Origin of the sequence: Rariglobus hedericola, assembly GCF_007559335.1 — a bacterium.
Taxonomy (GTDB): domain Bacteria; phylum Verrucomicrobiota; class Verrucomicrobiia; order Opitutales; family Opitutaceae; genus Rariglobus; species Rariglobus hedericola.
The window spans coordinates 288,154-313,493 of sequence record NZ_VMBG01000002.1 but is presented as its reverse complement, the minus strand read 5'-3'; the positions used below and the strand labels follow the sequence as shown (position 1 = coordinate 313,493).

12 protein-coding genes are annotated in these 25,340 nt (G+C 55.1%); 4 read left to right on the top strand and 8 right to left on the bottom strand.

What is annotated here, in order from left to right:
- Positions 1-322 precede the first annotated feature (322 nt).
- The 3 genes from FPL22_RS11645 to FPL22_RS18180 all read right to left on the bottom strand — a co-directional run bounded on the left by FPL22_RS11645 (position 323) and on the right by FPL22_RS18180 (position 18,529).
- On the bottom strand, positions 323-754 hold the full coding sequence (locus tag FPL22_RS11645; RefSeq protein ID WP_144230538.1) for a hypothetical protein: 432 nt from the start codon (positions 752-754) through the stop codon (positions 323-325).
- Positions 732-17,912 (bottom strand): LamG-like jellyroll fold domain-containing protein, encoded by a 17,181-nt coding sequence (locus tag FPL22_RS11640; protein WP_162525283.1) that lies wholly within the window; start codon positions 17,910-17,912, stop codon positions 732-734. Before FPL22_RS11640 ends, FPL22_RS11645 begins: the two co-directional genes overlap by 23 nt.
- A gap of 374 nt (positions 17,913-18,286) precedes the next feature.
- Entirely contained in the window at positions 18,287-18,529 is a 243-nt protein-coding gene (locus tag FPL22_RS18180) for a helix-turn-helix domain-containing protein (protein ID WP_203235148.1), read from the bottom strand.
- 137 nt (positions 18,530-18,666) lie between these two features.
- On the opposite strand from FPL22_RS18180, the gene FPL22_RS11630 reads away from it, so the two are divergent.
- The 3 genes from FPL22_RS11630 to FPL22_RS11620 are packed head-to-tail and all read left to right on the top strand — an operon-like array spanning position 18,667 to position 20,391.
- Positions 18,667-19,137, top strand: a complete 471-nt coding sequence (locus tag FPL22_RS11630; protein ID WP_144230534.1) for a hypothetical protein — start codon at positions 18,667-18,669, stop codon at positions 19,135-19,137.
- Positions 19,138-19,186: 49 nt separating this feature from the next.
- On the top strand, positions 19,187-19,954 hold the full coding sequence (locus tag FPL22_RS11625) for a DnaJ domain-containing protein (protein WP_144230532.1): 768 nt from the start codon (positions 19,187-19,189) through the stop codon (positions 19,952-19,954).
- 11 nt (positions 19,955-19,965) lie between these two features.
- Positions 19,966-20,391: a hypothetical protein gene (locus FPL22_RS11620; RefSeq protein WP_144230530.1), complete on the top strand. Its 426-nt coding sequence runs from the start codon at positions 19,966-19,968 to the stop codon at positions 20,389-20,391.
- 31 nt (positions 20,392-20,422) lie between these two features.
- Here the strand turns inward: FPL22_RS11620 and FPL22_RS11615 are convergent, their stop codons facing one another.
- From FPL22_RS11615 to FPL22_RS11600, 4 genes are all read right to left on the bottom strand, one after another.
- Positions 20,423-21,589, bottom strand: a complete 1,167-nt coding sequence (locus FPL22_RS11615) for a hypothetical protein (protein WP_144230528.1) — start codon at positions 21,587-21,589, stop codon at positions 20,423-20,425.
- A 1-nt stretch (position 21,590) separates the two neighbouring features.
- Positions 21,591-22,247, bottom strand: coding sequence for a LemA family protein (locus tag FPL22_RS11610; RefSeq protein ID WP_162525282.1), 657 nt, complete (start codon positions 22,245-22,247; stop codon positions 21,591-21,593).
- A gap of 224 nt (positions 22,248-22,471) precedes the next feature.
- A complete protein-coding gene (locus tag FPL22_RS11605; protein WP_144230525.1) occupies positions 22,472-23,245 on the bottom strand; it encodes a hypothetical protein in 774 nt (257 codons plus the stop codon).
- A 9-nt stretch (positions 23,246-23,254) separates the two neighbouring features.
- On the bottom strand, positions 23,255-23,608 hold the full coding sequence (locus FPL22_RS11600; protein WP_144230524.1) for a TraV family lipoprotein: 354 nt from the start codon (positions 23,606-23,608) through the stop codon (positions 23,255-23,257).
- A 165-nt stretch (positions 23,609-23,773) separates the two neighbouring features.
- Here FPL22_RS11600 and FPL22_RS11595 point away from each other — a divergent pair, with 165 nt between their 5' ends.
- On the top strand, positions 23,774-24,859 hold the full coding sequence (locus FPL22_RS11595; RefSeq protein WP_144230523.1) for an HNH endonuclease signature motif containing protein: 1,086 nt from the start codon (positions 23,774-23,776) through the stop codon (positions 24,857-24,859).
- A 39-nt stretch (positions 24,860-24,898) separates the two neighbouring features.
- Here FPL22_RS11595 and FPL22_RS18175 read toward each other — a convergent pair whose 3' ends face one another.
- Positions 24,899-25,336 carry a very short patch repair endonuclease gene (locus FPL22_RS18175; protein ID WP_144230522.1) on the bottom strand — a complete coding sequence of 146 codons (438 nt, stop codon included), beginning with the start codon at positions 25,334-25,336 and terminating at the stop codon, positions 24,899-24,901.
- Positions 25,337-25,340: the final 4 nt, after the last annotated feature.

Here is a 25,340-nt window from a genome sequence, read left to right as displayed (position 1 = left end):
TGTGTTAAAACCACACAACAGCTAGCCGAAAATGAACTATCCCAATAGAGAATGAAAGTGGTTACTCATCACCACGTAGGCGTGCATGCCCCACCAAACCGCTCAGCCGCCTCACTAATGGTCCGTTCAAACGCCTCTGCCGCACCCTTCTCCCGAAACAGGTTCCGCCTGTAGTTGCCGCGATTGATCACGTGGTAACTCGCACCCGCATATTCAATCCGGCTTTTCCTCGCCATATCCTATTCTGCCTCGGATCAGCGGAACGTTGTCAAGAGTCAAGACGTGTCTCATTCGGCTCGTCGGTTTCTTCGGCCCGTTTCATTTAATGCACAGGCGCAAACCGCACATGATACACTTCCCCTGTTTCTATCTTGCACACCAAGAACTCAGATTTTGACCCAGCCGATCTGAATACTCCCAAATAGCCATCGCACTTCAATAAACGCCCCCATCCATCTAAATTATTTTTTCGCCGCAGACGCAATTCCTCTTCAGATAAATCAACTGAAGTATCCCCATCAGCACCTATGATTTTTTCCCTGACGCCTACGGAAATTTCAGACGCGCTAACAGTCTTTGATATATTACCTACTCGATACTTGGGATACGTTTCGAAATGAGAGCCACGGATATATAAATTAAAAAGGTCCTGATCCTGCCTATTACGAATAGCATCTCCATCCACACTAGAACAGGACACACAGATACTCATCATTAAAATAAATAATATTTTATTTAGCATATCTATTTTCATTTGCGAGAACCCTAGCTTTAACATCCGGAATATAGTCATTATGAACTTTATTTTCATCTAGCGAACCCAAATCCCAACTTGCTATATCCATGACATATTCATGCTTAGCACAATAGGCAGCATAAACATCACGATAAAATTTAAATCCGATCAAGTTAGCATTAACATCTGCTCCCGAGTAAACACCAGAGGCACGAAATCCATACATCCCACGCTCCAACCCTTCTGAATGAGTTCGAGCTACAGCCTCAGCGTAACCTTGCTTAAAATAGAAATATCCATCCATGAACATGTGATCCAATTTATCAGTCCCAATAGCATGCACTATATTTGCCTTGTCCGTGATATTCATTCCCGCAGCGAGCACAATCGCGTCAGCCTCTTCATTTGTGGCCCAAACTAAAGGGCGACTTGCAAACATAGATGAAAGCATATCTCGGGTATTTGCTCCACCTGGACGTTTTATCGCATTGTCATATTTACTACCTGCCGCCCTGCCCTTGAGGAAATGATCTGGGAACTTAGTCATCAGGTCAGCAACCATCTTGATATTGTTAATTTCCCCACCTACCAAGGCCTCCATAATCCGCTCTACGACAAGCTTCCCTCCCCACTCCTTTTTCCACCCGTTGGCAAACTCATCTTTAATAATTTCATTAACATGGGTATTAATTATCGAAGCCGAATCACTCAGAGTTCTCGCCTGCTCATAAGTTATATTCGTCTCCAGCAGGCCAAGGTAGTCCGCGAAACAGACCGCATTATTTCCAACAAATTTATACATATTCAATCCACCCACTTCCCCAATCGGATCTCTGCCAAGCCACCGTCCAGTGCTGGGGTTATAATATCTTAGGCCGTAGTAAAGGAAGCCACTCTCCACGTCCTGATATTTCGTGCTGAAGCCCCAAGGTAAATTGACGAGTGCACCCGAAACAAGCACAGATTCGCCAAAAGGCCCATAGTCACGCTCCGCGACAATGACCCCATTATATAAATCCATCCAATTTAAAACATTCCCATTCGCGTCATAGCTCGGTGCGTAAGATCCGGAAGATATACCCGCCCATAATAAGCCGCCAACCCCGCCTGCCCCTTGTGTCGACCCACTGATATCCAGCCCCCATACATATGTAGAAATCAACGCCAGGGTCGATGACCCGGCTGAGTATTCACCAATCAGGTTCCATCCGTCATACAGAAAACGAATATCCTTCGCTTCATTCCACGTGGACAGGGAAGCATTCCACGTCTTTACGCATTTACTAATGCGACGACCTTGCCAGTCATAGCTAAACTCCAAACGAGTTCTCGGTAAATACGGCTCAACGGATTCCATCGCAACAAGTCTGTTTTCAGCATCCCAACTATACCCCCAGCGTCCGTCGGTCAACAGATTGCCATCGTCGTCGTAAGTATAGCTCTCCACCACAGTAGGCAGGAACTCATCGTAACTCAAGTCCGGTGCCTGACCGGACCGCCCCTTAAGAGTAATCGTCGCCCGCCAAGGCAATCCGGCATTATCAAGTGCATGAGTATAATAAGCACCCACAGCAGGTGTATGAATAGGCTCATCATAGATCACATTAGAACCCATCACGCTCATATTTCCCGTTACAGGATCGATCAAAGTAGCCCTCTGCGCCGAGACTGAGTAGCCCTTATATTTTTCGCCATAATGAATATCAAGAACCCCGGGAACATCCCGCTCGATATAACGATTCAGCGAATCAGCGAAATAATCAGCACTTCGCCCATTTACGGTCACAACAGAACGATTTCCAATATCATCGTAATCATACGAAAACGAATATCCCGCCTGAACTGTAGTATCATCTGACATGCGTTTTTCAGCAAACTCGATCTGCCCAAGTGAATCATATCCATAAGCCCATCGGCGCCCATTAACAAGTTCTGATCGAATACGCTGATTCAGAGCGTTATAAGTGTAAGCACGTGAATCCAGCACGGACCCTGAATAAGAGGAGCGCAAGGCCACACTCGCAATGCGGCCAAGGTTATCAATGATTTTATGCTGATAGGAGCGCTGGACGGAATTATTCGTGATACTTGTGCTTTGATGTAGTTGCGTATTCAGACTGTAACCAATTGAGGCGCTCATCCCCGCCTGTGATACCGAGCCCAGTCGCCCGGCGTCGTCGTATGCATAGACAATTTCGGTCATGCTTGTTGCCCCCAGCTTCCAAGGGCGGTGAAGAGCACTCGTTTCAAATGTTCGATCTATTTGCAATCCAGTTAAGAGGCCCGTGCCGGTATATACCTCATCTTCCAAATACCCGTTGGAATATGAACGAGTGAGTGTGCCTGCTGCATCCGTTGTCGTATCATAACGACCAAGACGGTCATACGTATGCATGACATTCGGTGTGCCATCCGAATAGGAAATTGTTAAAAGCCGACCTGCATTATCATTACCGTAAGTAGTAACAATGTCCTGTCCGCCACTAGTAGTCCGCGCCCACGTGCGAGTTTCGCGACGACCGGCAGATGTATAAGTGTAATCCGGCCCTTTACCGTCATCATGCAGCTTGGATTCGAGCCAGCCGCGCTGCGCATCATAGTTCCAAGTGGTAACCGCCTTGCCCGTGTCGCCAGCGAAGTCCTGCCACGTGGTGAGAGTCTTCACACGACCTTGAGAGTCGTAAGTATATTCCTGCGGATAGGTGAGGCTACCCCATGTGCGCTTCGTCTGTCCGGTGGGATAGTAACTCGTATAGGTGTGCGTGGCGTCGGGCAGCGTGATGTCACTCACCCGACCCGCTGCATCGTAGGTATAGGTGCTTGTCTGAGAATCATAACCGGCTCCGGAACGGGTGGTATCAGGATCGGGCGCCGTGACGGTGTGCACCTGATCGTCGTCGTAGTAAGTCGTCGTGGTGGTGCCGACCCCGGTCTGCGTCTGAGTCTCGGGCCGACCATGCGCATCGTAGCCATAGGTGACTTCCGAGAGGACAACGCCGGCGGAGTCCTTGCGGATCGTGGAGGTCAGGCGTCCCGCTGCGGACGCCAACTGGATCTGGCTCGAACCATCGGGCAGCGTGGTGGTGACGGTGCGAGTGCCATCGGTGGCGATCACCGTCTGACTGTGCGTCGTTTGTCCACGGGATGTTTGCCAATTTTGTAGGCCGTCGAGTGAGGATTCGTTGATTGATACGGTAGTCGGCGTCTCCACGCCGGTGGTTTCCCACACCTCGGTGGTGGTGCGGCGAACGGGCGTGCTTTCGCGTGTCGCAAAGGCAGTGGTGGTGCGCGTGATGCGGTCCACAGCGTAATCAATAACAGCAGGTGTAGTCCTCACCATGTCGATGGCGGTGACGCTCACATCGCCGAGGACGCTTTGCTCGCGCAGGGTCTGCACGCCATCGGGGTCCACTTGGCGCACGAGGCGGCCGACACTGTCGTAGAAGTTGCGTGCAACAGCGCCATCGGCGTAGAGCACCTTGAGAGTCCTGCCGGCGGGCGACACGTAGGTCGTGACGACTTCGGGTGTGTCCTCGCCCGCGGAATCTAGGGCGATAGTGCGCGTGTAGGCGAAGAGGTCACCGGTGACGTAGCCCCATTGGTCGGCATCGGAGAGCGTGCTAATGCCATATTCGTAACGCACGGGACGCGCGGCGTTGCCGCTTTGCGAGATGGTGCGGCCGGAAGCGTCTGTCACGGAGATCTGCACAGGACGGTCTGCCTCACCCCACGCCGCATCATAAGGCAGCTGCGTGGTCGTGGTGGTGATTCCAGTGGAGGCGGAAACGGTTTCCTCGTGCGCGGTGAGACGGTTCATGGCGTCACGAGTCGTAGTGACGCGGCCGGCGGGGTCGTAGTTGGCCTGGGATGTGATAATCGCAGAACCGGGCATGCCATCGGGCTGGCGCGTAGTCTTGCGCACACGACCAGCCGCATCGTAGGTGGTCAGCGTCGTAATGCCGCTTTGAGTTACGCTTATCTGGCGACCAATGTCGTCGTAGCCATAGGAGGTCGTCACGCCATTGCGAGTGGAGGTCTCCAATAGACCGCAGCATGGCGAATAGGTGCGGGTCTCGATGGAGCCGTCGAAGTAAGCGATCTCGGTGGGACGTTCTTCGGAGTCGCTGTCGAGGATTTCCTCGGAATCAGTGACATGGCCTGAGGCGACATCAAGGGTGACACGGGAGATAAAGTGTCCATGTGCATCCGCCACCTCGGTGGTGCGCGTGGTGGGGGCAGTGGCAAAGCCCGTGCCGGCAACATCGGCCACACCGCGTTCGCTGATCGTCGTGATGTTGCCCTGCTCGTCGGCTACACCAACCGCGGTGCGGGAGAGCAAGCCATCAGACGAAAGCGTAAGCGAGAGCGAGCCGCCGGCTGCCGGCGTGGCGCTGCGGCTGATCGTGACTTCGTTGCGAGGGTCATCCCACGCAGAGCTGGAAGCGAACCCGGTGATGGAGCGGGTCTCGCGGAAACTCGCTTCGCCGATGGCCACAAGACCGGAAGACGTGACCGACCAGGAGCGGCGATAGACCGAACCGTCCTTCTCCTCAGCGAGCACGGCGAACTCGGGCTGAGTATCGGCGTCACCGGCAAGGTCCGGGATGGTCATGTGAGTGACGATGCGCTGGCGTCCGCCAACGTAGGTGGTTACGGAGCCGGTTTCGCGAGCGATCACGTAGCCGTTGGGCTGAGTGTCCGTGGTGAACTGGCGCTGAGTCACCGTGCCATCGGGCGAAGTAGTTGTCTCCAGATTGCCGGCGGCAGCGCCGGTGGTGAGGTAGGCGTAGTTCGTGGTGAGCGGCTGGGCTCCGGCGGGGTCGAGCGTTTCCTCTACCAATTCACGTCCCCAAACGAAATCGCGGAAGCGCTGGCGGGTGACCGAGGCAACACCGTAAACAGAATCACGCAAGGTGATCGTGCGGTAGATATCGTCATCAGTGGCTGGGCTCTCAACGACGGAAGTAATGCGCAGTCCATCACCCTCTATAAAATCCCAGTTGGATTCAGTAGAGGGAGTGTTGCCACGCTGATATTCATAGACGCGCGTGCGACCGTTTTCGACGTGGGTAATCTTAAGAATATCGTAACCGCCGGCAGGAGCCAGAGTCTCGACAGTCCACGTGGCGATAGGATCGACGGACGCGAGAGTCCGCAGGTTGGTCTCGGTCGTTCCAGTAATGGCAGAAGCTTCGTAGAAGCGGAGTTCATAGCCAGTCCGGCCACCGGAGAGCGACTGCACGTCGATGACGCGGGAGGCGCTCACGGCTTGGCGGACGGCACCGCTTTCCATGACGAATTGGGTGTCCTTGGAATAACCGGAAATCGCCGCAAGGGCAGTGGGCGAAGCAAGGCTGGCAAGGTTGTCGCCGCGCAGGCGCAACGATCCCTCAGCAGCGGCCGAACCGGACGGACTCAGGTTGAAGGTGATGTTAACGCCAGAGTTGTTCGCACCGCTGCCGGAACCGGGAGGGCTCATGGAGGCGGTCTTATGGGAACCTCCGCCGCTTTCGCTATTACGACAAGGAGCGCACTCGTCGTCCTGCACAAACGCCATAATGCGACTGGTCGCGTAGGTAGGCTTGATGGGATCTGGATCGGACTGGAGGCCAGGCGTCGTGTTAGAATAACCAGAGCCGGGGCGGTTATATGAGCCAAAGCCGAACAGGCCGCCCCATCCGCCAAAGCCACCACCTCCACTGCCGCCACCGGGACCGCCCGGTCCGGGCTCCTCGGGTTCTTCCGGCTCCTCTGGCTCCTGCGGTTCTTCGGGGGGCTTAGGCTTACGTTTTGGAACGTATTTCACCTTCGCCTTAATCTGAAAGCGAATGTAGCCGCTCGTATCCGGAGTGAGGCTCTGGATGAACTTTGTAATATCATAGTCGTTTCCGGGCAAATAAGCACCCTCCGCATCCTCGCCAAGGTAGGGTGGTTTATCTGGGCGAACGTCAGGTTTGGCAGAGCTCTTACTAAACCCTTCAACCGCTTCTTCTTTTACGCGTCCCGAAGGATCCGTTATAACCAAGCCATCAATCGCTGTGATGAGCGATGATACGAAGGAGGGGTTGGTCGTGAGAATTACTTTTTGTCCGCAACCTGGAGATTTAAGCGTAACTACCTTACCAACAATTTCAAACGGATCAGGCTCATCCTCATCATGCTCGATCTCTTTTATCGGAACGATTTTAATTTTCTGCGCATCCATTGCTACGTCCGACTTCCCTGAACTATCTAACGGGGAAGTTCCATCTTGGGCATGAGATGCAAGAGTGCGATCATTGCTCAGGTCGCCTGCAACAGTGCCAATAGGAAGCGTAGGTGACATCCCAGGTAGGAGACCGTAATTGGCGGCAAAAAAATCATTTAATCCGAGCGTGGTTTCGGCGCTATCCGGATCGGTGAAATAACGGTAGATTTCGTCCCAATCAGAAAGGCCGTCCTCATCTCGGTCGCCGATCACGGAAATATCGTCAGGATAAAGCGGATGCTTATCTTTTTGATATTCGACGAGATTACTCATGCCATCATCGTCGGGGTCGAGAGCGGCATCAGCCGGGTCGAGAGGGTTTAATCCATAGCGCACTTCCCATCCGTCGGGCATGCCATCGTTGTCAGTGTCCCATCCATCAGGGCGGCTCGGTGGAGGCGTTGGAACAGGCTCACGACTGTCCACCACGTTATGAGTGGTCGTAAGCGCACTGGAGGTATGCCAAACCGTGACTTCGCGAAGATCACCGAGACCGTCTCCATCGGTATCCTGGGTGCGGGGGTTGGTGCCGTGAGTGTGGATTTCGGCGTAGTCGGACAGGGTGTCGCCATCGGTGTCCGTGACCAGCGGATTGGTATAATGAACCTTGATCTCATCGTAATCGGAGAGGCCGTCACCGTCGGTATCAACGACGAGCGGACCCGTGCCTGCTGCAGCTTCTTCTGCATTGATTAGCCCATCACCATCATCATCGCGATTAGGATCGAGCGACGGCGTGGCAGGATTGGCAATCTCCGTAATTTCATCCGAGGTAAGCACGCGTCCATAAAGACGCACATCGTCAAGCAAGCCCTTTGGCGTGCGGGCAAAGGGCAACACGCGCTGACTGCCTAAAATGAGCGGCCAAGGACTGGAGTCGAAGGGCTCATCCAAATCAGCAGTGATCACTCCCGCGGCAATGCCATTGAGATGGAAGCGTATCTCACCCGAGTCGCGGTCAATCGTGAGAACGATGTGATTCCACTGACTTTCGACCAACGGTGCCGTGCTCGTGGCTGCGTGTGCTTCACCCTCAATTAGCCATGTAAAGAGTAGATTGCCACCTGGCTGAATTTCCAAGGTGTAACTACCCAGCTTGTCAAAGAGCTGTCGCGTCGTAGCGAGTGAGCCCACCTCCGGCCTGAACCAGAGGCTGAAGGTGCCGTCCGCAGACAAATTGAGATCCTCGTGATGCTTAACCACCGCATATGCATTCAATCCGTCGAGCCGCAGGGCGGATCCCAAGCGTCCCCCGCTTTGGATAGTGGACGCACCGCGCAACAAACCGTCGTGGAGAATGCCGGCAGAATCAGCAAAAACTCCTCCTGCAACGGTGGTATCGAATCTCCACCATGCCTGCAAACCGCCACGCAATGTTGCTGGGTTGAAGCCTTGGGCGATTTCCCAACCATCCCCTAACCGGTCATTATCGGAGTCAAAGTCGTTAGGCAGAAGACCAAGTTCATATTCCCGCAAGTTCGTCAGTTTGTCGTTATCCTTGTCCAAAGCTGCGTCGGCTGGGTCCAAAGGCTTAAATCCATAAGCTACCTCCCATCCGTCCGGCATGCCATCTCCATCGGTATCGACGAGTGCCGGGTTAGTTCCCCATATGATTTCTGCGAAGTCTGACAAACCATCCCCGTCAGTATCTATTCCGGGATCATTGTGTTGCTGCCAGTAATTTAGCCCCGTTCGAGCATTGCTTCCAAACTGCGTATCATAGGCGAGCGGGTTGAGACCCAATAGAACTTCTTCAACGTCGGTGAGGCCGTCGCCGGTATTGACGATAGTGGTTACCGGATGAGGGATCGACTGACCAGTGGCGGGGACGTCTCCATCGGCTTTCGTCGGATTGGAGTTAAACTGCCATTCGAGGCGGTTGATTAGCCCGTCGCTGTCGGTATCAAGCTCGGCATCTGCCGGGTTGAGCGGATCAAGCCCGTGAGCAACCTCCCAGCCATCCGGCATGCCGTCGCTATCGGTGTCGGCCTTCGAAGGGTCCGTGCCGAGTTGATACTCCTGCAGGTTGGTCAGCCCATCCTGATCAGGATCGCCGCTAGCCCCATCAAAGCCGGTTCCTTTTCCCGGGTTAAGATCATGGGTAAACTCCCAGTCATCGGGAAGACCATCACTATCGCTGTCCGTCAGGCGCGGGTTAGAGCCCGCCAGCACTTCTTGTAAATCAGACAATGCGTCGGCATCCGAATTAGCCGAAGCGCCGCTGCTACCATACAGAAAAGATTCATGAAGATCGGATAAACCGTCAGCGTCTTCGTCTGCCGAAATCGCGGTCACATAAGCGGCATAACGACCGTCGTAATAGCCTTCGCCCACTATCCAGCCCTGATTATTGACTGCGTTCGCGCGAACCAATTCCCAACCCGTTTTACTGCTGTCTGCACCGAAGATAACAGTGTTCAAATCAAGCATAGACCCGGAGCCTGTGCGGATAAATGCATGCGTTTCCTCAGTTGCATATTTATAACCTGGATCGACGTAATTGGGAATCCACGAGAAATCCATCGCGCCTTTGGCTGTGTGCGCCCAGCCCACGATCACTAGACCCGCTCCGTCAACTTGCGCGACATCAAGTGCCTCACTTTGCAAACCACCTAAGGTCGGGGGCGTGAGGCGCGACCATGCTCCACCACCCGTCCGTAGATGGGCCTGTTTGGTCGTAGATGTATACCAAGCCCCATAGTTCTGACCATTATTGAGATAGGTAGCGCTTCCCAGTTGAACAATATAACCAGACTGCCCTACCCATGTAGATCCAGTCATTGCATTTACAAAACTGGAAAAATAAGACGGTAAGAAGGCCTGAAAGGCCTGCACATACGTATTTACTGGGAATGGCGGCGAAAGAGTAAACCTAGGGTAAGACGGAGGGCCTTGGTTAACAACCGCAGAGCCTGAGGAAAAAGACGTTTGGGCAGTTACCACAGGATCCTGAGGAGCAGTCCCGATAAAATACCAGTTCGGAGGGACTGGCGGCCGTTGCCATCCGATACCACCAGCAAGTGCGCCTTCATTACTTACATAATTCGCAAAATCTGTAGAGGCGGAATTCTGCCAATCAATCTTCGTCACATTGGTCCCCACATGATAACGGAAGGGGTTAAGCCCCTGCGTTCCTGAATCAAAAGTCCCAGCAACATAACCCGTATCTGCTATGTGCGTCGCATAACTTACGCGTGATGCATAGCTCGAAGGAAACGCAATTAGCGAAAGGTTGCCGTTTACAGTCCATAAAGCTGCTTTTTGAATGCCCCCTGAAATCACTGAACCAACGGCCACACCTGAAGCGTTAACTGATACCGCTTGGCCCTGATTCATGCCGGACTGCAGTTGCAGAGAAACCGGAGCCGTTGCCCCCGACTTCCAAATCAGCGGACGGTTTGCTCCATAGCCTGCAATATAAACAGGCGAACCGAGTGTCGCCATATCGGAAATGTCCATGGCGCTTTCGCCTTCAGATAAGCGAAGAATTTGATAACCGGTGCCCGACACCACGGAGATACGCTTACTCAATGAATCCGATTTCAGGAATGTCGCTGCCTCAACAGCAACTGCCACGATCTCATGCACACCGACAGACGGATTGGTCCACACATATTCATACGGGAATGCAGAGGCACTGCCCACTAGTGTGCCGTCGGCGTAGAAATCAACCCTTGCGAGTGAGCGTCCGTTCTCGGTGGTGCGAGCACGAAGAGGGACATTCAACGTGTGTCCCGAGGTCTTTGTCAGCGTGACATCTTGACGGGGCGAGGTCAGCTCAACCCAGCGAGTTGACGGCTCTACATATTCCCTCATCAAGCGGTTCTCGATGCGTTTTTGCTCTAGCCCATCAAGGGCTCTTTCATAGACCTGCACCTCGGCAACACCTGATCGGGCGAAGGTCGCAGTGCCTCGACCACGTCCTAAAACAATCGAGGTGAGAAGCTGGGCTTCCGTAGCCTCTTTTTCGTTCTGAGACACCAACCTCTGGTCACGATAGATCGTAAGCTTGGCGGGTTCGCTCGCTCCCACATCTCCCGCGTCGACCACCACCGTGTAGAGATGCAGGGATGAATCTGCATAACCGATCGGATAACGACGGGAGTCGTAGGTGTTCACTCCGAGCGTATGCAAGGCGTCTACTCCCAATTCGAAACTTGCTAGCGAAGAACCTACTGCGGTTGCAAAAATACCGGAGTCCTCAACCGGTGCACCAGCAAGATTTTTAGCGACAATAAAATAGGTGGCCGATCCACTAATGCTATCGGCCAAAATCGCGGATAGTGCATCATCTACGCCGTCGAAAACGACGAGCGAGGGTTGCCCTGACACGGACTCCAATACCGGACGAGCCTCCGCAGACGCAGGAACCAGATTATTTCCACGGCCCGAAAGATCAGGAAGTGAGGTCACTGTGCTGGTGCCCGGAGCCAACTGGGCATTGGCCGCTTTTACCCAGAACTTAAGCCCATTGCGATCAGTGTAAATCTCCTGAACAGCCTCCGGAGCCAATGCCGTCCGGTAAACGCGCACATCATCCAGAACTCCTGCAAAGTCTTCTGCGACTGTTGCGGGGCCCGGATGTGCACCGATGGCAAAATTGCCACCTGCCGCACGAATTTGCCTCAGCTTCGGTGAAAGTTTAACCGCACCAAGGGAAAAATACTCAAAAACCGAAATGCGACGAACAACCGCAGGCGTTCCGGGACGCGTGAACGGATAATCCTCCAAGAGCTGACCATCCACATAAAATGCCCCCTCGTAAGCGAAACGGGACGCATCACGCTTCAAAACAAATGCCACATGATGCCAGCCTGAGGTTAAATCCACCTCATAAGCGATCATCTGCTCGGTGCCATAACCACAGAATGTAAGCCGCTTCTCCACGGGGTTGTATTCAAGCTCGTAACCCGCGAGCGCATTCCACGCGGTTTTGCTAGAGACGATGCGTTGATAACGATTCGTGAGTGGACCGGCTAGTTTCACCCAAGCCGCAAGGGTGATTTCGCCTTCAATATTGAGCCCTACCGGGCTGCGCACTTCGGCCTCGCCATGGCCCGGACCGAACGAAACACCAAGACCGGCAACACCATCAGTCCATTCTGTTTCCCCGCTTAATGTGGCCGTATTTCCATTGGATGACCCATCGGCTACTTGCTTGCCGCCGCCTTCTTCAAAGCGCCAATGGCCGACAAGATCGCCGTAAGCCGATTCGATACCTGACACCTCCACGGTAATTTCATCCTGAATATAGGTCACTCCGGCATTTTCGGAGGCAACCAAGCGCAGTGTATATTTTCCAGGCTCAATGAATCGCACTTCAGATCTGGGATTCGCAAGATCGGCAAACTCCACAAAGGAGTCGTCAACCGGGTAACCGTCCTCATCGAACACCTCCCACGCGACCAGCAAGTGGGCTGGTGGATTAGGCAAACCGTCATCGTAAACTGCACCGGACAGCTGAATCGTCATTCTCGACTGAACGGCCATGTCTTCGCCGGCATAGACCAGCGGAGGCCCCGAGAACTTGTCCGGCACGCCATCACCGTCGGAGTCCGCAAGCGTCGGATTCGTGCCAGCCAGATACTCGAAATAATCGACCAAGCTGTCACTGTCACGATCCGACAGAAAGTCAGTCACGTTATAGGCAGTCACAAACCAAGCGGGCAACAGGGGGTAAGCCTCACTGGGAATCCACTCATCCGCACCGATATCAGGAACCCCGTTGGAAGGCCGGTTTTCTTGATCAATATCCTTCGGCAGATTCACTCCTGCAAGGCCCGCGTCAATTGCCGGCGAACCTGCACGCAAGCGTCCCGAGCCCGTGAGACGTGGATCTACATTCAATACATCCGTGCCCGACTCCGCACTGCTCGTGATAATATGTGAAAGCACATAGCTGGACGCACCGCTGAACTCATCCGCAAGCGCAGGGTTATAAACGATGGAATTGAGCACAGTAAACGAACCGCCACTTCCCTGCACAAAAGCCTGTGGAGAATCCGGGGCTCGATTATCCGCAAAGGTGGAATAAGAGACTGTCGATACAGTATCGGTGTTATCCCACACATGACCCGCAGAGGACTCGTTGCGGAGCATGACGGCATTCGTCCACGTCGAGGTAGTGCCCGAACCCTCCTGTTTAACCAAGGCAACGGATGAGTGATTATCCACGAACCGCGGGCCAGAGAACGCCCCCTCACTACCTCCCAGCAGATGAACGGCCGCTCCACCGGATCCACTGTCATTGGATTGAAAGGTGTAATTGGTCACGACGAGATGCGTATTCGTCGCCTCAATACCACTCGCTGCGCCGCGCGCTATTTCCAATCCCGTAACGATCATGCGGGCGGATTCGAGATCGATCAAAGCGCCCCCAAAGTCGGTCGCACGGGTAACCTTGATATCCTTCAAAAAGCCAAAACCGCCATGCTGCTGAACAGCAAAGCCCGAAGGACGGTCAAAGGTGATTTTTTTGAGAATCAAATCCGCCGTAGTGGCGAGCCCCGTGCCGTCATTTTCCAAATCAATCGTCGCCCCGATGGTGCCTGCACCTTGAATGATGAGCGGCTTGCTGCCGACCGTTAACGAGCGATTCCCCACTCCCGTGTATACGCCCGCAGCAATCTCAATGACCTGATAAGGAGCGGCCGCATCGATTGCCGCTTGAATAGTGGTGTAGGCGGTTGGATCGGTCAGATTGACCCGTTTGCCTACTGAAGGAACGGAGAGAGGGTTCGCGGAATCCGATCCATTGGCATATTCAAACCGGTTTGGATACCCGTCTTGGTCCAAATCTAAATAAGCATCATCTACGTGCGGATCGAGACCATGCGAAAGCTCCCACCCGTCCGCGATGCCATCGCCATCAGAATCGGCAGTCTGTGGATCAAGCCCATTTTGATATTCTTCAAGATTGGTGAGCTGATCACCATCAGCATCCCCTTGTGCACCGCGTGCGGACGGATCAAGGCTGAGATTATTCAGTCCATGCGTTGCCGCCCAAGTATCAGGTAAACCGTCGCCATCAAGGTCAGCGGAGTTTCCAGCAAACGTCGCGAGATAGGCGCCATCAATAAGCTCGGGAGCGGTTCCACCCGGACGAGTCCAGGCTACCGACAGATGATCGGCTGTAGTGCCCTCTTTGTGCAGGACTTCAAAATAATAATACTGCCCAGCGACCAGATTGACTGATTGAGAATGCTGCTCGGGACGAGTGGTATACGTCCGGTAAGCACTGACGCCCAAACTCACACGAGCCAGACGTTTTCGGGTAAAGGGGCTGTCATCAGGACTCAGAAAAAAATCAGCACTGTCGTCTGCCGAGATCCAAAATTCATAAGCGCCCGTCGCAGGAGCGACGATGTAGCCGCGTATACGCGCGCCATAGTTTTCGGCACGGTTTTGAGAGGTCTCCAATAGCGTTACCGCGTTCTTGGTATCAGGAGCCGTAAAAAATTTAGCATTTCTCGTGAGGTCAGCAACCGCTCTGCCGGTAATGCCCGTCCATGTTTCGACCGTGACGGCACCTGGCAGGCGGTCGTCGACGACGGCGTGGTTGCCGCCGAGTTCGTATTCCTGAAGGTTGGACAGGCCGTCGCCATCGGGATCGAGCGCGGCGTCGGCAGTGTTGTTGGGATTCAGGCCATGGGCGCTTTCCCAGGCATCGGGCATGCCGTCGTCATCAGCATCAAGAGATCGAACCGCAAGGAACGGAACAGGTTCGTCGGACTGGCTCGAAGACGACCAGTTCAGGCGAATGCGGGCGTCTTGAGTTGGGGTGTTCGCATATTCAACCACTACGCGAACAGGCTCATTGGCGGTCAGTGCAATCGTGCCGGTGGTCGTGGCGAGCATGTGGGGTGTCAGGCGGTCTATAACGGACTGGCCGTTGACGATCACGCGGACAGCACCTTGCGACAAAGTTGTGAACGTGTAGGTCTCGGAATATGAGGGGACAAGGTCGCCCTGCCAGCGCACCGAATAAGCGGAGCCGGCAGAAATGCCCGGCGCGGGGGATTGCGAGAAGGGCCAGGAAAAATCGAGCTCCAGATCGCGGCGGAACATGCGGCTGTTTTTGAAATCTGCACCGGTATAGTAGGCACCGTTCCAGCCGAGGGAACCTGCGGCCATCTCGAGACTGATGTGATCAAACAGAGCTTGGGTATGCAGAGACGAAGTGCTGCTGGAAGCGGCCAAGCCGATGAGCGGCGTGGAGCCAGGGTCGAAAGCCGCCGTGCCGGTGGTGGACCAATTCTGGCCGTCGCTCGACGCATAAGTGATAATTTTAGGTCCCAGACGATCCACTCGCAGCCAATAAGGAGCCGTGACCGAGGCGACACCGGTCGCCGAGGTGGTCGTGCCGTTGGTGAGGTCGCGTTTGCGTAAGGTGATCCCAGACGGCGCGGCAAACGAGAGGGACACGTGACGGGAACCGGCATCGAGACTTTCTCGGACCATTAATGCACTCTTGGTCGAGCTGTTGAGCGAGAGGTGGGAAGCCACGCGCGCAATCAGGCGGCCATCTCCGATAAGCGGTTGGTAGATGTAGTGGAAATTATCCGCCGCCCCGGCCATATCGGCGCCACCCGCGCGAACGAACACGGAGTCCGCAGTAAAGTCATTGATCGTCGTGGCGCGTGGCAGTCCAATGTCAGCGACGAACCAAGGAGCCGTGGCGAGCGCACCCATACGAAGACCGTCAAACGAAGCGCTGTTGCCAACGCTGGTGCGGGTGCCGTGGGTAAAACCCACTTTCAGCGTGGAGCCGAGCGCAATCGTCCGGGTGCCTCGATAGGTCCAGACCTCGCCATCGACGGAATAAAACCCAGTGAACACATCGCCGCTGCGACGGAGCAGAACCCAGACGGGACCCGTTACACCTGCGAGACGTGCCACGCCGGTGGTGGCTCCGGCGGTGTCACGATACTGAAAGGCTACTCCGCTGGTGGCGGTGAGCAGCATGGCGACGTTGGGTGCCTCGGGATTGAGGTTTTCACGCATCATCACACCGGCTTGAGCTAATGCGTTATCAGCCTGAGTAAACTGCACTCGGGCGAGGATATAACCGTCACCGGTGAAATCGCGCCAGGCGAAGGTCGAACGATCGGCGGTTCCTGAATTATCAACCACGGTAGCTCCCGTCATGGTATAGGTGCCGGCGGAATACGCGATTTGCCCCGGCAGCGTCGGCACGCCGATATCAGCGACGTCAAAGAGCAATGGATCGACGCCCGCGAGCGCCTTCAAGTCGAACGTGATCACTCCCGCTTGCTGGCGGCCACCGACGCTCACGTTCACTCGGTTGAGACCGGCAGTGGCGGGAAGCATGAAAGAGGACTGCACAAGGCCGTTGACGTCTGAAAAAAGACTGAGAGCGGAAGCACCGGGAGCGACGGAGCCGAGGCGGCCATTGCCCAAGCCAACGTGGAAAAATACGGGAATGTTGGCCAGCGGATCACCACTCAGAGAATCTTTGACTCGAACAACCAGCGGCTGGGAAAGCAAAGATCCGGTCGCGGCAATCTGATCGTCTCCCGAGATCAGCTCTAGCAACGGACGTTGGCCCTCAAGATTGAAGACCTGCGGATCATTGCCCAACTCCCATTCCTGACCGTTGGTCAAGCCATCGCTGTCGGGGTCGCCCTGCGGGTTGACTCCAATGCCGCCGAAATACTGAACCTCCCAACCATCATCCAAGCCGTTGCCGTCAGTATCGGCAGGTGAAGTCAGCTTGAGTTCGTCGCCCACGCCGATGGCCCAAGTCGAGATATGGCGGTTAGAATACGCCAGACCAACATTGAGGATGGGGCCGAGTTCGAGCGTTTCAGTGCCATGCTCGGTCCAGGTGATGCCATCGGTGGAACGCCACGCCGTGAAGACGTTACCGGCGCGCTGAAGACGGAGCCAGGCAGGCACGGCCACGGTTACGGCGGTCGCACGGGTCGTGAGCGCACCAGCCACCGTGCGCCGGCTCATGAAGGCGACGCTTTTGGCGGTGGACAAAGCCAGCACGACGCTGCGTGCATTGGCATCGAGTGACTCACGCATCACCAAACCGAGACGGGTTGAGTTGTCGCCGGAAGTAACCGAAGATACTTTTACGGTGATGACGCCGTCGCCCATCAAGGTCTGCGAAACATACTTCATCTTGTCGGCAGTGCCGGTGATGTCTGCGCCGAGATTCGAAAGAACGTAACTGCCGTCGTAGAGCGCTACGCCGGAGTCAGTCGGAGAGCCCACGGTTTGTTCGGTCCAAGGCCAAGGCAATGCGATAGAGGCGTCCGGGGAATCGATGACTACTTGGTCGGCAGTCATGGTGGCGAGGGTCGAGGTCCGACTGCACACAACGAGACCGACGAGCACGTCGGTATTCATAGATAAGGCTACGCGCTGAACGACGTTCCATGTAACCCCGTCGGTCGATTCAAAGCCGGTGATCATCTTGCCACGGCGCTCAAGTTTGAGCCAGCGGGGAGCGGCGCCCGTCACGAGAACCTGAGTGGTCGCGCCTCCGGTTGCAGTGCGATACTTGATACCAGTCCCCATGGCCGGCGTGACCATCATCAGTGCGTGCTTAGAATCTGCATCGATGGTTTCACGGATCATCAAGCCGGCCTTCGACCACGTGTTGGTGTTGGTGAGCGAGGCTATCCGGGCGATGATGTAGCCGTCACCGCTCAGCGCACGGTAGGCGAAATGGAAATTATCGGTTGTTCCCGCGATGTCGGCCGCGCCTGAGCCTTGAAGCGTGTAGGTGCCCGTGCCGGAAGTAAACGAAGCCGTTCCCGCGACACTTACGGTGCCGATGTCTGCATTGCTCCAGCCACTTGGTAGTGCCGCGCTAAGTGCTGGAAGACCACACACCAACACCGCAAAAACAGCTGAACTAAATCGGAGAAAAAAACCAAAATACGGGAGAGGCGACATAGAAGTAGACGCAAAAATGTTAGATCGCTGCATTAGCAGCTGTTGAAAGCTTCATGCATCTGAAACCCATGCGCATTTAGCGGGTCAAGCGGGATCGCCTAAATCAAAGATTTAAATCATTATCTAGTATAAACTTACTATATAGCATTTAGTCAGTTTCAGCCATGCCCCCTCTTAGCAATCTACAGCAACTAGTAATAAGGGAGGCATTAAAAAACGCTCCACCTTAATACACCTGCTACGGAGACCGGATTCGTCACGCTAGAACTGAGCCGAATCAGCAAACTACAAGACGGCCTCTAATGGAGCCTATTTATGGCTACTTGATGAATGCTTAGGACTTATCTCTTATTGAGATATTTGGCAAACCTGCCTCAATCCGGAAGCAAATCGTCGTAACGGCAGCCAAGTCCCGCACGGACCCGTTTAAGCGTTGAAATGAGCGTGGCGAACTCCCCGGCCTCCAGCTTCTGAAGCGTGCGCGGAGTGATGTCTGCCAACTCGGCCAAACACTCCTGAGTTAACCCGACTTCGATCCGTTTTGCCCGAATTCGACGCCCTACCGCCTTCAACCATGCGGCGGTTTGTGGAGTGTCGAGTGATCTGCGCTTAGGCACGTCACATTATGGCGGAAACCTATATTGACGAACACGCCATAACGTGGCGACTAATAGGCTGGGCCCCAAGAAACTGCCCCAGCCTGCCCCACGAAAAATCCGGCCCGACAACGTCCGCACACAAACGATACGTATCCATGAAAACCTTACTCACGTTCATGCTGATGGCGCTCGCTTACGCCCTGCCCTCCTCTGCCGTAGAGCCAGTCGCCTCCGCATCGTTCCAGGAAGTGCAAGCTTCACTGAAGAAGGATCTGACCTCGATTAAGCTGCGCATGACCACGCTCAAGCCGAAGGTGCAGTCGGATATTGTCCGCGGCACCGGAGTTACTTGGGTCGAGATCCTAGCGGATTCCGAACGCTTGGAGATCGCGGCCGGGGCTGTAAACCCGCAGTTGCCTCACGTTGATCCGCCGTTCCCTAAGGTCATCAACGCCCTCGAACGCGGCCGCAACAATGCCAAGCTCCTCGGCACGGTTGAGGGCAACAAGCTCGCATTCGAAATCGACGGCGTCCTGAAGATCATCGACGAGTTGAAGAAGAATCCGCAGGCCCTCTCTCAGGATTGGCCGAAGAAAGCCAAGGCTCTGCTCGTATACCTCCAGTAACCCACAGAGGACGCCGGCGGGGGATGTCCGCGTCGCTACATCGCACGAAATGCAACACGACTATTACGACATTCTAGGCGTCAGTCCGTCTGCTGATTTCAACGCCATCCGCCAAGCCTACCGGCAGAAGGCTCTCGAAAATCACCCTGACAGAGGCGGCTCGCACTTGGCGATGGTGCGTATCAACGAAGCGTGGAATATTCTCTCCAACCCAGCCACTCGGTCGGAATACGATCAATACCGGTCGAGCCAGCCCACATCCTCGGGCGGCTTCCACACACCCGCCGCCGAGCAAGCACGCCAGGATGCATCCGTTTACCCGGAGCAGTGGGATGAATTCGACCGGTGGATCTCCAGTGTCGCGGCTAATTTCCACCGCACCAAATTCAAGATAGATGGGCGGATGCTCGAAGCGGACACCTTGTCGGGCGTTCTGTTTATCGGCGCAGGTATCGTGATTACGGCAATCGCGGTGCTCGTCTGGGCCAATCAATATCCGGGCACGTCGTTTCATAACATGAAGTGGCGGTATTGCCTGTTTGCGGGTATTACGGTCGGCAGCTTGCTCGGCGGGCTGGCCCACAAAATTGCCACCGCACTCTTCTTCGATGCACCTCCCCCGGATCAATCCGGGTTGAGCAACGCAACCTCCACGGCGCAGCACAAATCCGTCGTGCCTCAAGACGCACCCGCCGCAGACAAAGTAGAACTCTCGTGCCCGCAATGCAGCCAAGGTCTGCGAGTGCCCAAACTCTCGCGCGCCATCAAAGTCACCTGCCGCAAGTGTGGGCATATTTTCGTGAACCCATCTGTGTAAATCTCTCCCCCATGAAATCTGAAATCAGCCTTTTTCGAATTCTGCTGAGCGCTCAAATCGCATTCGGTGTTTTAGGCGTAGGCATCGCCATTTTTACCGACGGACAACTCCCCGAAGAACTACTCCACTACAACGAAAGGACCAATGAAGAGTATAGCACCGCAGACGGCCTGTTTGGATTCGGACTCTCCATCTCGGCACTCGTGGTGATCATCGGGCTCTTCATGCTTCGTCCGTGGGCGAAAATCGCATACCTGCTCATCACGGTCGTCATGCTTGGCATAACCTTCTTTAGCCCTCCTCCCACCGCCGCACCGGGCTCAGCGACTGCGCTCTATGAGTTGGCAAGCATGACGGGTGGAGCGACCCTGTTCATGCTCTACTGCACCGAATTCGGCCGGAGCTGGACGACCCTCAGAACACGAGCCCAAGCCTAAAATTTATTCAGCCGGGCGCTTGGCAGAATTACTACGATGCGTAATTATATTTCGGATACGTTATTGGCCGCATACGCCTGACCCTGTTCTCTCCATTCATAAACGCCCACGTCATCGCCCCGGCCTGCGTGAGGAACATGGTCAGCGCCAGCCACCAGTAGTGCGCGGTCCGGGGCTTCAGGTCGAGGTAGTCAAACTTGTGCCAGTCCACCATCTTGTAGTGGGCGACGATCACCTTCTCGACCTCGGGAATGAACCGGTCGTCCAGCGGGTAGTGGTAGCGCAGCAGCGACTCCAGCTTCGTCTTCGCCAGCGTGCTCTCGGTCCAGCCGAAGACGTAGCTCCAGCTCTCGCCGTAGGTCAGAACAAGGTCGTTCTTCTTTCCGCCGATCCACTTCGCTTCGAGGGCACGGGCCTCCTCGGGCGTCTTCAGCCGCACGACGATCAGGTTGACGTGCTTCGTCGGACCTAACCGGGCATTCAACTCGTCCCACTTTCTTGTGCTGAGCGTGCCGCTCAGGTTGCGGCCGGTGGACCATGCGTCGCCGATGTAGGGGTAGTCGTAGAGCTTCGCCGACTCCTCGGGCGTGAGCTGCCGGTAGCTGAAGGTCGATGGGCTCGCCTTCACGCGATTTTCGAACGAGACGTTCTTCGCCACTGGGATGATCGCGCCCGACGTGTTGCCCGTGTCGTAGTCGTTCGGGTCGCCGCTGACCATCGTCGAACTCATCGACCCGGTTGTGCGCCGGCCAGGGGCGGCCTTGGTCCGTGCGCCCAGTTCGCGCCGGATCTGTTCGTATTTGGACTGACTCACCTCCGTGGAGAACAAGGTCGTGTTCACTGTCCACTCGTCGGGGTGTGTCCTGTGTCGGGTCTCGTAGTGGCTGAAGACTCGCCGGGTGTGAGACTGCCGGTTCTTGCCCGTGCCGGTGTAGTAGATCTCGGTCCGATAGACCGCCTCCTTGTAGCGCTCACGCCATTCGGGGCGGTAGTGCGTGGAGAGGACCTGCCCGCTCCACACCTCCTGGTCGTCCGTCATGCCGCTGATCGCTCCCGCGTGGAAGCAGCCGGCGACGATGAATGCGAGGACGCCCGTGAGCAGCCACTCCCATAGGGCGATCCGGTGGTTCAGGAGCCAGAGCCCGAAGCCGATGACGATCGGCAACAACGCCATTAAGTAGAAGCCGGTGAAGCCCATGTTACTTCTTCTCCACCGGGCCGATTGGTGTCGGGTTCTTTTGGAACAAGGTCGCCGGCTCGTCGATGCCGGTCTCGAAGGCGCGTTTCGTGTCGCTCGTGATCACGATCAGGGCCTTCTTCTTTTCAAAGCCGAAGAACTTCAGGACGAAGTTGGACGGGAATGTCTCCAGCGGCGTGTTGTAGACGCGCACCAGATCGACCAGTTCGCGCTGGCGCTCGGCGAAGCTGTCCCGGGTGGAAGACACGATCTGCATCAACTCCTTGAAGGTGGACTGGTCCACGTTGGGCACGGTCTCCTTCACGAAGTTGAGCACGGCGCCGGCATTGTCCGATGTGCGGGCCTCGGCGTAGTTGACGAAGAGCTTGGTCAGCTGGTCGAACTGGGCGTCGGTGATCTGACCGAGTTCGTTGAACTTCGACTTCAGGGTCGAGAGGCTCACGCGGTTCGCGTCCTCCTTGGCCTCGATCAAAAGGCCGTTACTCTTCTGCGTATTATACGTGCCGATGATGGAGGCGCTGAAGATGATCAGGGTCAGGAGACCGATGGCGAAAATGCCGCCGATGACGGAGATGGCGATGGAGAGTGGTAGTCTTGGCAGGCGTGGGTTGAGTGGTGGTTCGGCTGAGCTTGGGGTTTGGCGTCCGCCGCTCGACACCCGCAGGGTGGCGGGCGACTGGAGATTCAGAACAAGCTCAGCCGAACCAACACGAGGCCCACGCCTGAGATACAGCCATAACTCACGCCCACTTCCTGACGGAAAAATACACCCATCTTTCCGTCAGGGAAAAACTCAGCCATAGACCTCAAAAAGCTTACTCCCAAGTGACTGTAAAAATGAGCAGCCGCACAGGGTATGCCTCCATCCACCAAGCCCAAACCTTAACGACTCCGCTTAGGCGTTGTTTTTTGAGACGCCGAAACAGCCAGCGCACGCGGCAATTCCTTCTGACCAAAGTTGGCTAATTTTCGGAGTGGTGACCCGCTGATCAACTCGACCGGCATGATTGTGTCGAAGGAGACCTTGTGGAGGCGCGTGAACTCACGCGCGTTGTCCGAAATCAAAATCGCGAGCACCTTTTGCAACAACTGGAGAGCGTATTTCTCGTTCTCCGCAGTGGTGGTGGTGACGACCTGTTGAAGGAATTCGCGCAGCACCAACGCCATGATTTTAACGTGCTTGATGTCCTGCCGATACCGCTGATCCAAGCGCAGCGCATTCTCCAGCTTGGCCTGAAGGAGAAGATGGGGGAACAACACCGGCACCGCGTGCCCGCATACCTCCAACGGAATGGCACTCTGGGCATCGAGCTTGGGCAGTCCGTTGACGCTTCGCAAAACGTCCAACTCACGAGTGTCCGGCTCCACGCCGATGATCAAAGTCCCGTCGGTGATTTCCCTCGGCCCACTCAGTAGCAATTTACCTCCGAGATCCTCGTGCAGCTGCATGAGCGCATGGCGCGTGGCATACACGTCCATGTCTCCACTCGTAAAGGGACGGAGCGGTGCCAGCAGGTCGCCCAGTCGATCATGGTAGCTCAACGCCCACACATTTACGGCGTGACCGCCCACCAGAATCACCAGCTCCTTCTGTTTGCTGATAGCCCGAAAGATGGAGTCGAAATCCTCTACCGGGCGAAGTTGCGTGCGAGCCATAGAGAAAACTTAGGCAGACTTCTCGCGAACGTGCCGGCGGATGGATGGCCACAGATCAAGCACGCGAACAGGCTGGCGGATAGGTGCATTCCGCTCCTGCGCATCGGCAGGGGATATCGTCCCTGACTTAATTTCACGCGTGGTCTTGGCACGCTGCGCTGCTTTGGTTGCCGACCGCAGCGCAGTCAAAGTGGGTTCAGTCGAGACAGCCTCGTGCTGGAGATAATACGCCGAAGTCGCCTCCCGCAGGATCACCGACAGATCGGTTTTCCGAGCACGCGCCATCTCCTCCATCCACTCGATCACCTTGCGGCTCTCCAAGAACGTCACGGATCTCCGGTCCTTTGAAATGACATTAGGCATAGGTATAAGATACCGGGTATAAGTGATCACCGTCAAGAAAGGTAAATCATCACCTCAATCGCTTTGCCGAACGATTACAGCCGAACGGGAAATAAAATGTGAAACCGACTCCGATTGAGCTTCGCAGCCTTCGTCCAAGTCCCTACTTACACCATATATACTGCGATGCTCATTATCGCTCCTTTAGATCTTCGAGAAGAGATTGCTGCTGACTTTACCTTAGCAGGAACTCAATTCACCTCTGTAGTCCTTGGAAAACAAGGAAAGGAAATGGACGGTATGCTCACATTGAGAGTGGAGCCTGGACAATCTACCGCTCGCGCAGCCGGGATACTATCTTCGTGGCTTGCGCGAAATAAATCCAAGAGAGTAGCAACCTACACCCTCATCAACGGAATGGGACAGCGAACCGAGCTTGAAATTGCAGACCTAGCTGCATCAGATGTAGGGCTTCTTTTGGCGCAGGCACAGGAGATCACCATATCGAAAAAGAAACGCTCTCCATCAGCGCGACGCGTCAACCCCAGTGCGAGATTACGGACGAAGCTCATCGATGAAGCACGTTCCACATGCCCTAATCCTGATTGCGGCAAGGATGGCATTGGTCACTTGGATGCGCACCACATCGATGGGAACCGAAACAACACCGTAGAGGGCAACTTGATTATGCTCTGCAAGACATGCCATGGGGACGCCGATCGGCAGTTGATTAGTCGGGACATGGTTGAATTCTGGAAGCGGCTGCTAGTGCAGGGACTTCATCCTCATCTTGATAATCCAAAGCGCAAAAAAGCTCAGCGCGAAGCTCCAATAGTCGACGGAGTGAACAATGGACATGCAGCCAAGAACATGAATGTCCATTATCACGGAGTGAAACCGCCCGCCGAAAAACCGGGTATAGGCACGATCGGGGCAAGCCCTCCGCACCGAAGCTACGTTCGCTACTTAGTAAAGAAATACACCGATTGGAGACTGAAAGGTCTCACCGAAATGGGAGACGATCGCCCTTTCAATCCCAAGGCGGTGTGGTCGGTCATCGAAAACACCCTTAAATTTGCCCCTTATAAGGCCGGACTGGAGTCCTTCGAAACCATCGTGGAGACCCTGACCGACATGATCGACCGCACGCCTTTTGGTTCGCTCAATCAATCAAAGAACAAACGGAACTACCATACATTCGCAGAGCACAAGATCATCATGACACGTCGGAAGAACAAAAATCCTCCATCGGAAGGAAACCTCGACGAGTAAGGCTCGGACGTGCGGACAAGCATGTGAAGGCATCCCGAGTTACGGTAGCTCTCGATAAGTGGTTGGCCGAATTAACCACTCTTCCGTTTGCTCTATCGTTTTGCTCAGATTGACACCCTTTAAAGAACACTCCCAAACAACTAGCGTTTTCCAACCGTCTGCTTTGAGTGCCGCGTAGTTTCTTTGATCTCGCTCTTTGTTTGCTCTAAATTTTTCGCTCCAGAACTCAACTTGCGACTTCGGCTTCGTTGCGAACTTACATCCACTGTGATCGTGCCAGAAGCACCCGTGCACGAAAATCACCGCACGCCGTCCGGCAAAAACAAGATCGGGAGAACCCGGTAGTCTCCGCTGGTTGACGCGGTATCGATACCCGAGTCGATGCAGGGCACTTCTTAGAATCAGCTCCGGTTTCGTGTCTCGATGCCGAACCTTAGCCATCAATCGCGAACGTGCACTTAGTTCCAAGTGGTCCATTGCG

Excerpts from the sequence above, each read along its gene's own strand:
- FPL22_RS11645 (WP_144230538.1), bottom strand. The coding sequence starts at position 754 with ATGAAAATAGATATGCTAAATAAAATATTATTTATTTTAATGATGAGT.
- FPL22_RS11605 (WP_144230525.1), bottom strand. The coding sequence starts at position 23,245 with ATGGCTCGCACGCAACTTCGCCCGGTAGAGGATTTCGACTCCATCTTT.
- FPL22_RS11620 (WP_144230530.1), top strand. The coding sequence starts at position 19,966 with ATGAAATCTGAAATCAGCCTTTTTCGAATTCTGCTGAGCGCTCAAATC.
- FPL22_RS18175 (WP_144230522.1), bottom strand. The coding sequence starts at position 25,336 with ATGGACCACTTGGAACTAAGTGCACGTTCGCGATTGATGGCTAAGGTT.
- FPL22_RS11640 (WP_162525283.1), bottom strand. The coding sequence starts at position 17,912 with ATGTCGCCTCTCCCGTATTTTGGTTTTTTTCTCCGATTTAGTTCAGCT.
- FPL22_RS11625 (WP_144230532.1), top strand. The coding sequence starts at position 19,187 with ATGCAACACGACTATTACGACATTCTAGGCGTCAGTCCGTCTGCTGAT.
- FPL22_RS11630 (WP_144230534.1), top strand. The coding sequence starts at position 18,667 with ATGAAAACCTTACTCACGTTCATGCTGATGGCGCTCGCTTACGCCCTG.
- FPL22_RS11615 (WP_144230528.1), bottom strand. The coding sequence starts at position 21,589 with ATGGGCTTCACCGGCTTCTACTTAATGGCGTTGTTGCCGATCGTCATC.
- FPL22_RS11595 (WP_144230523.1), top strand. The coding sequence starts at position 23,774 with ATGCTCATTATCGCTCCTTTAGATCTTCGAGAAGAGATTGCTGCTGAC.
- FPL22_RS11600 (WP_144230524.1), bottom strand. The coding sequence starts at position 23,608 with ATGCCTAATGTCATTTCAAAGGACCGGAGATCCGTGACGTTCTTGGAG.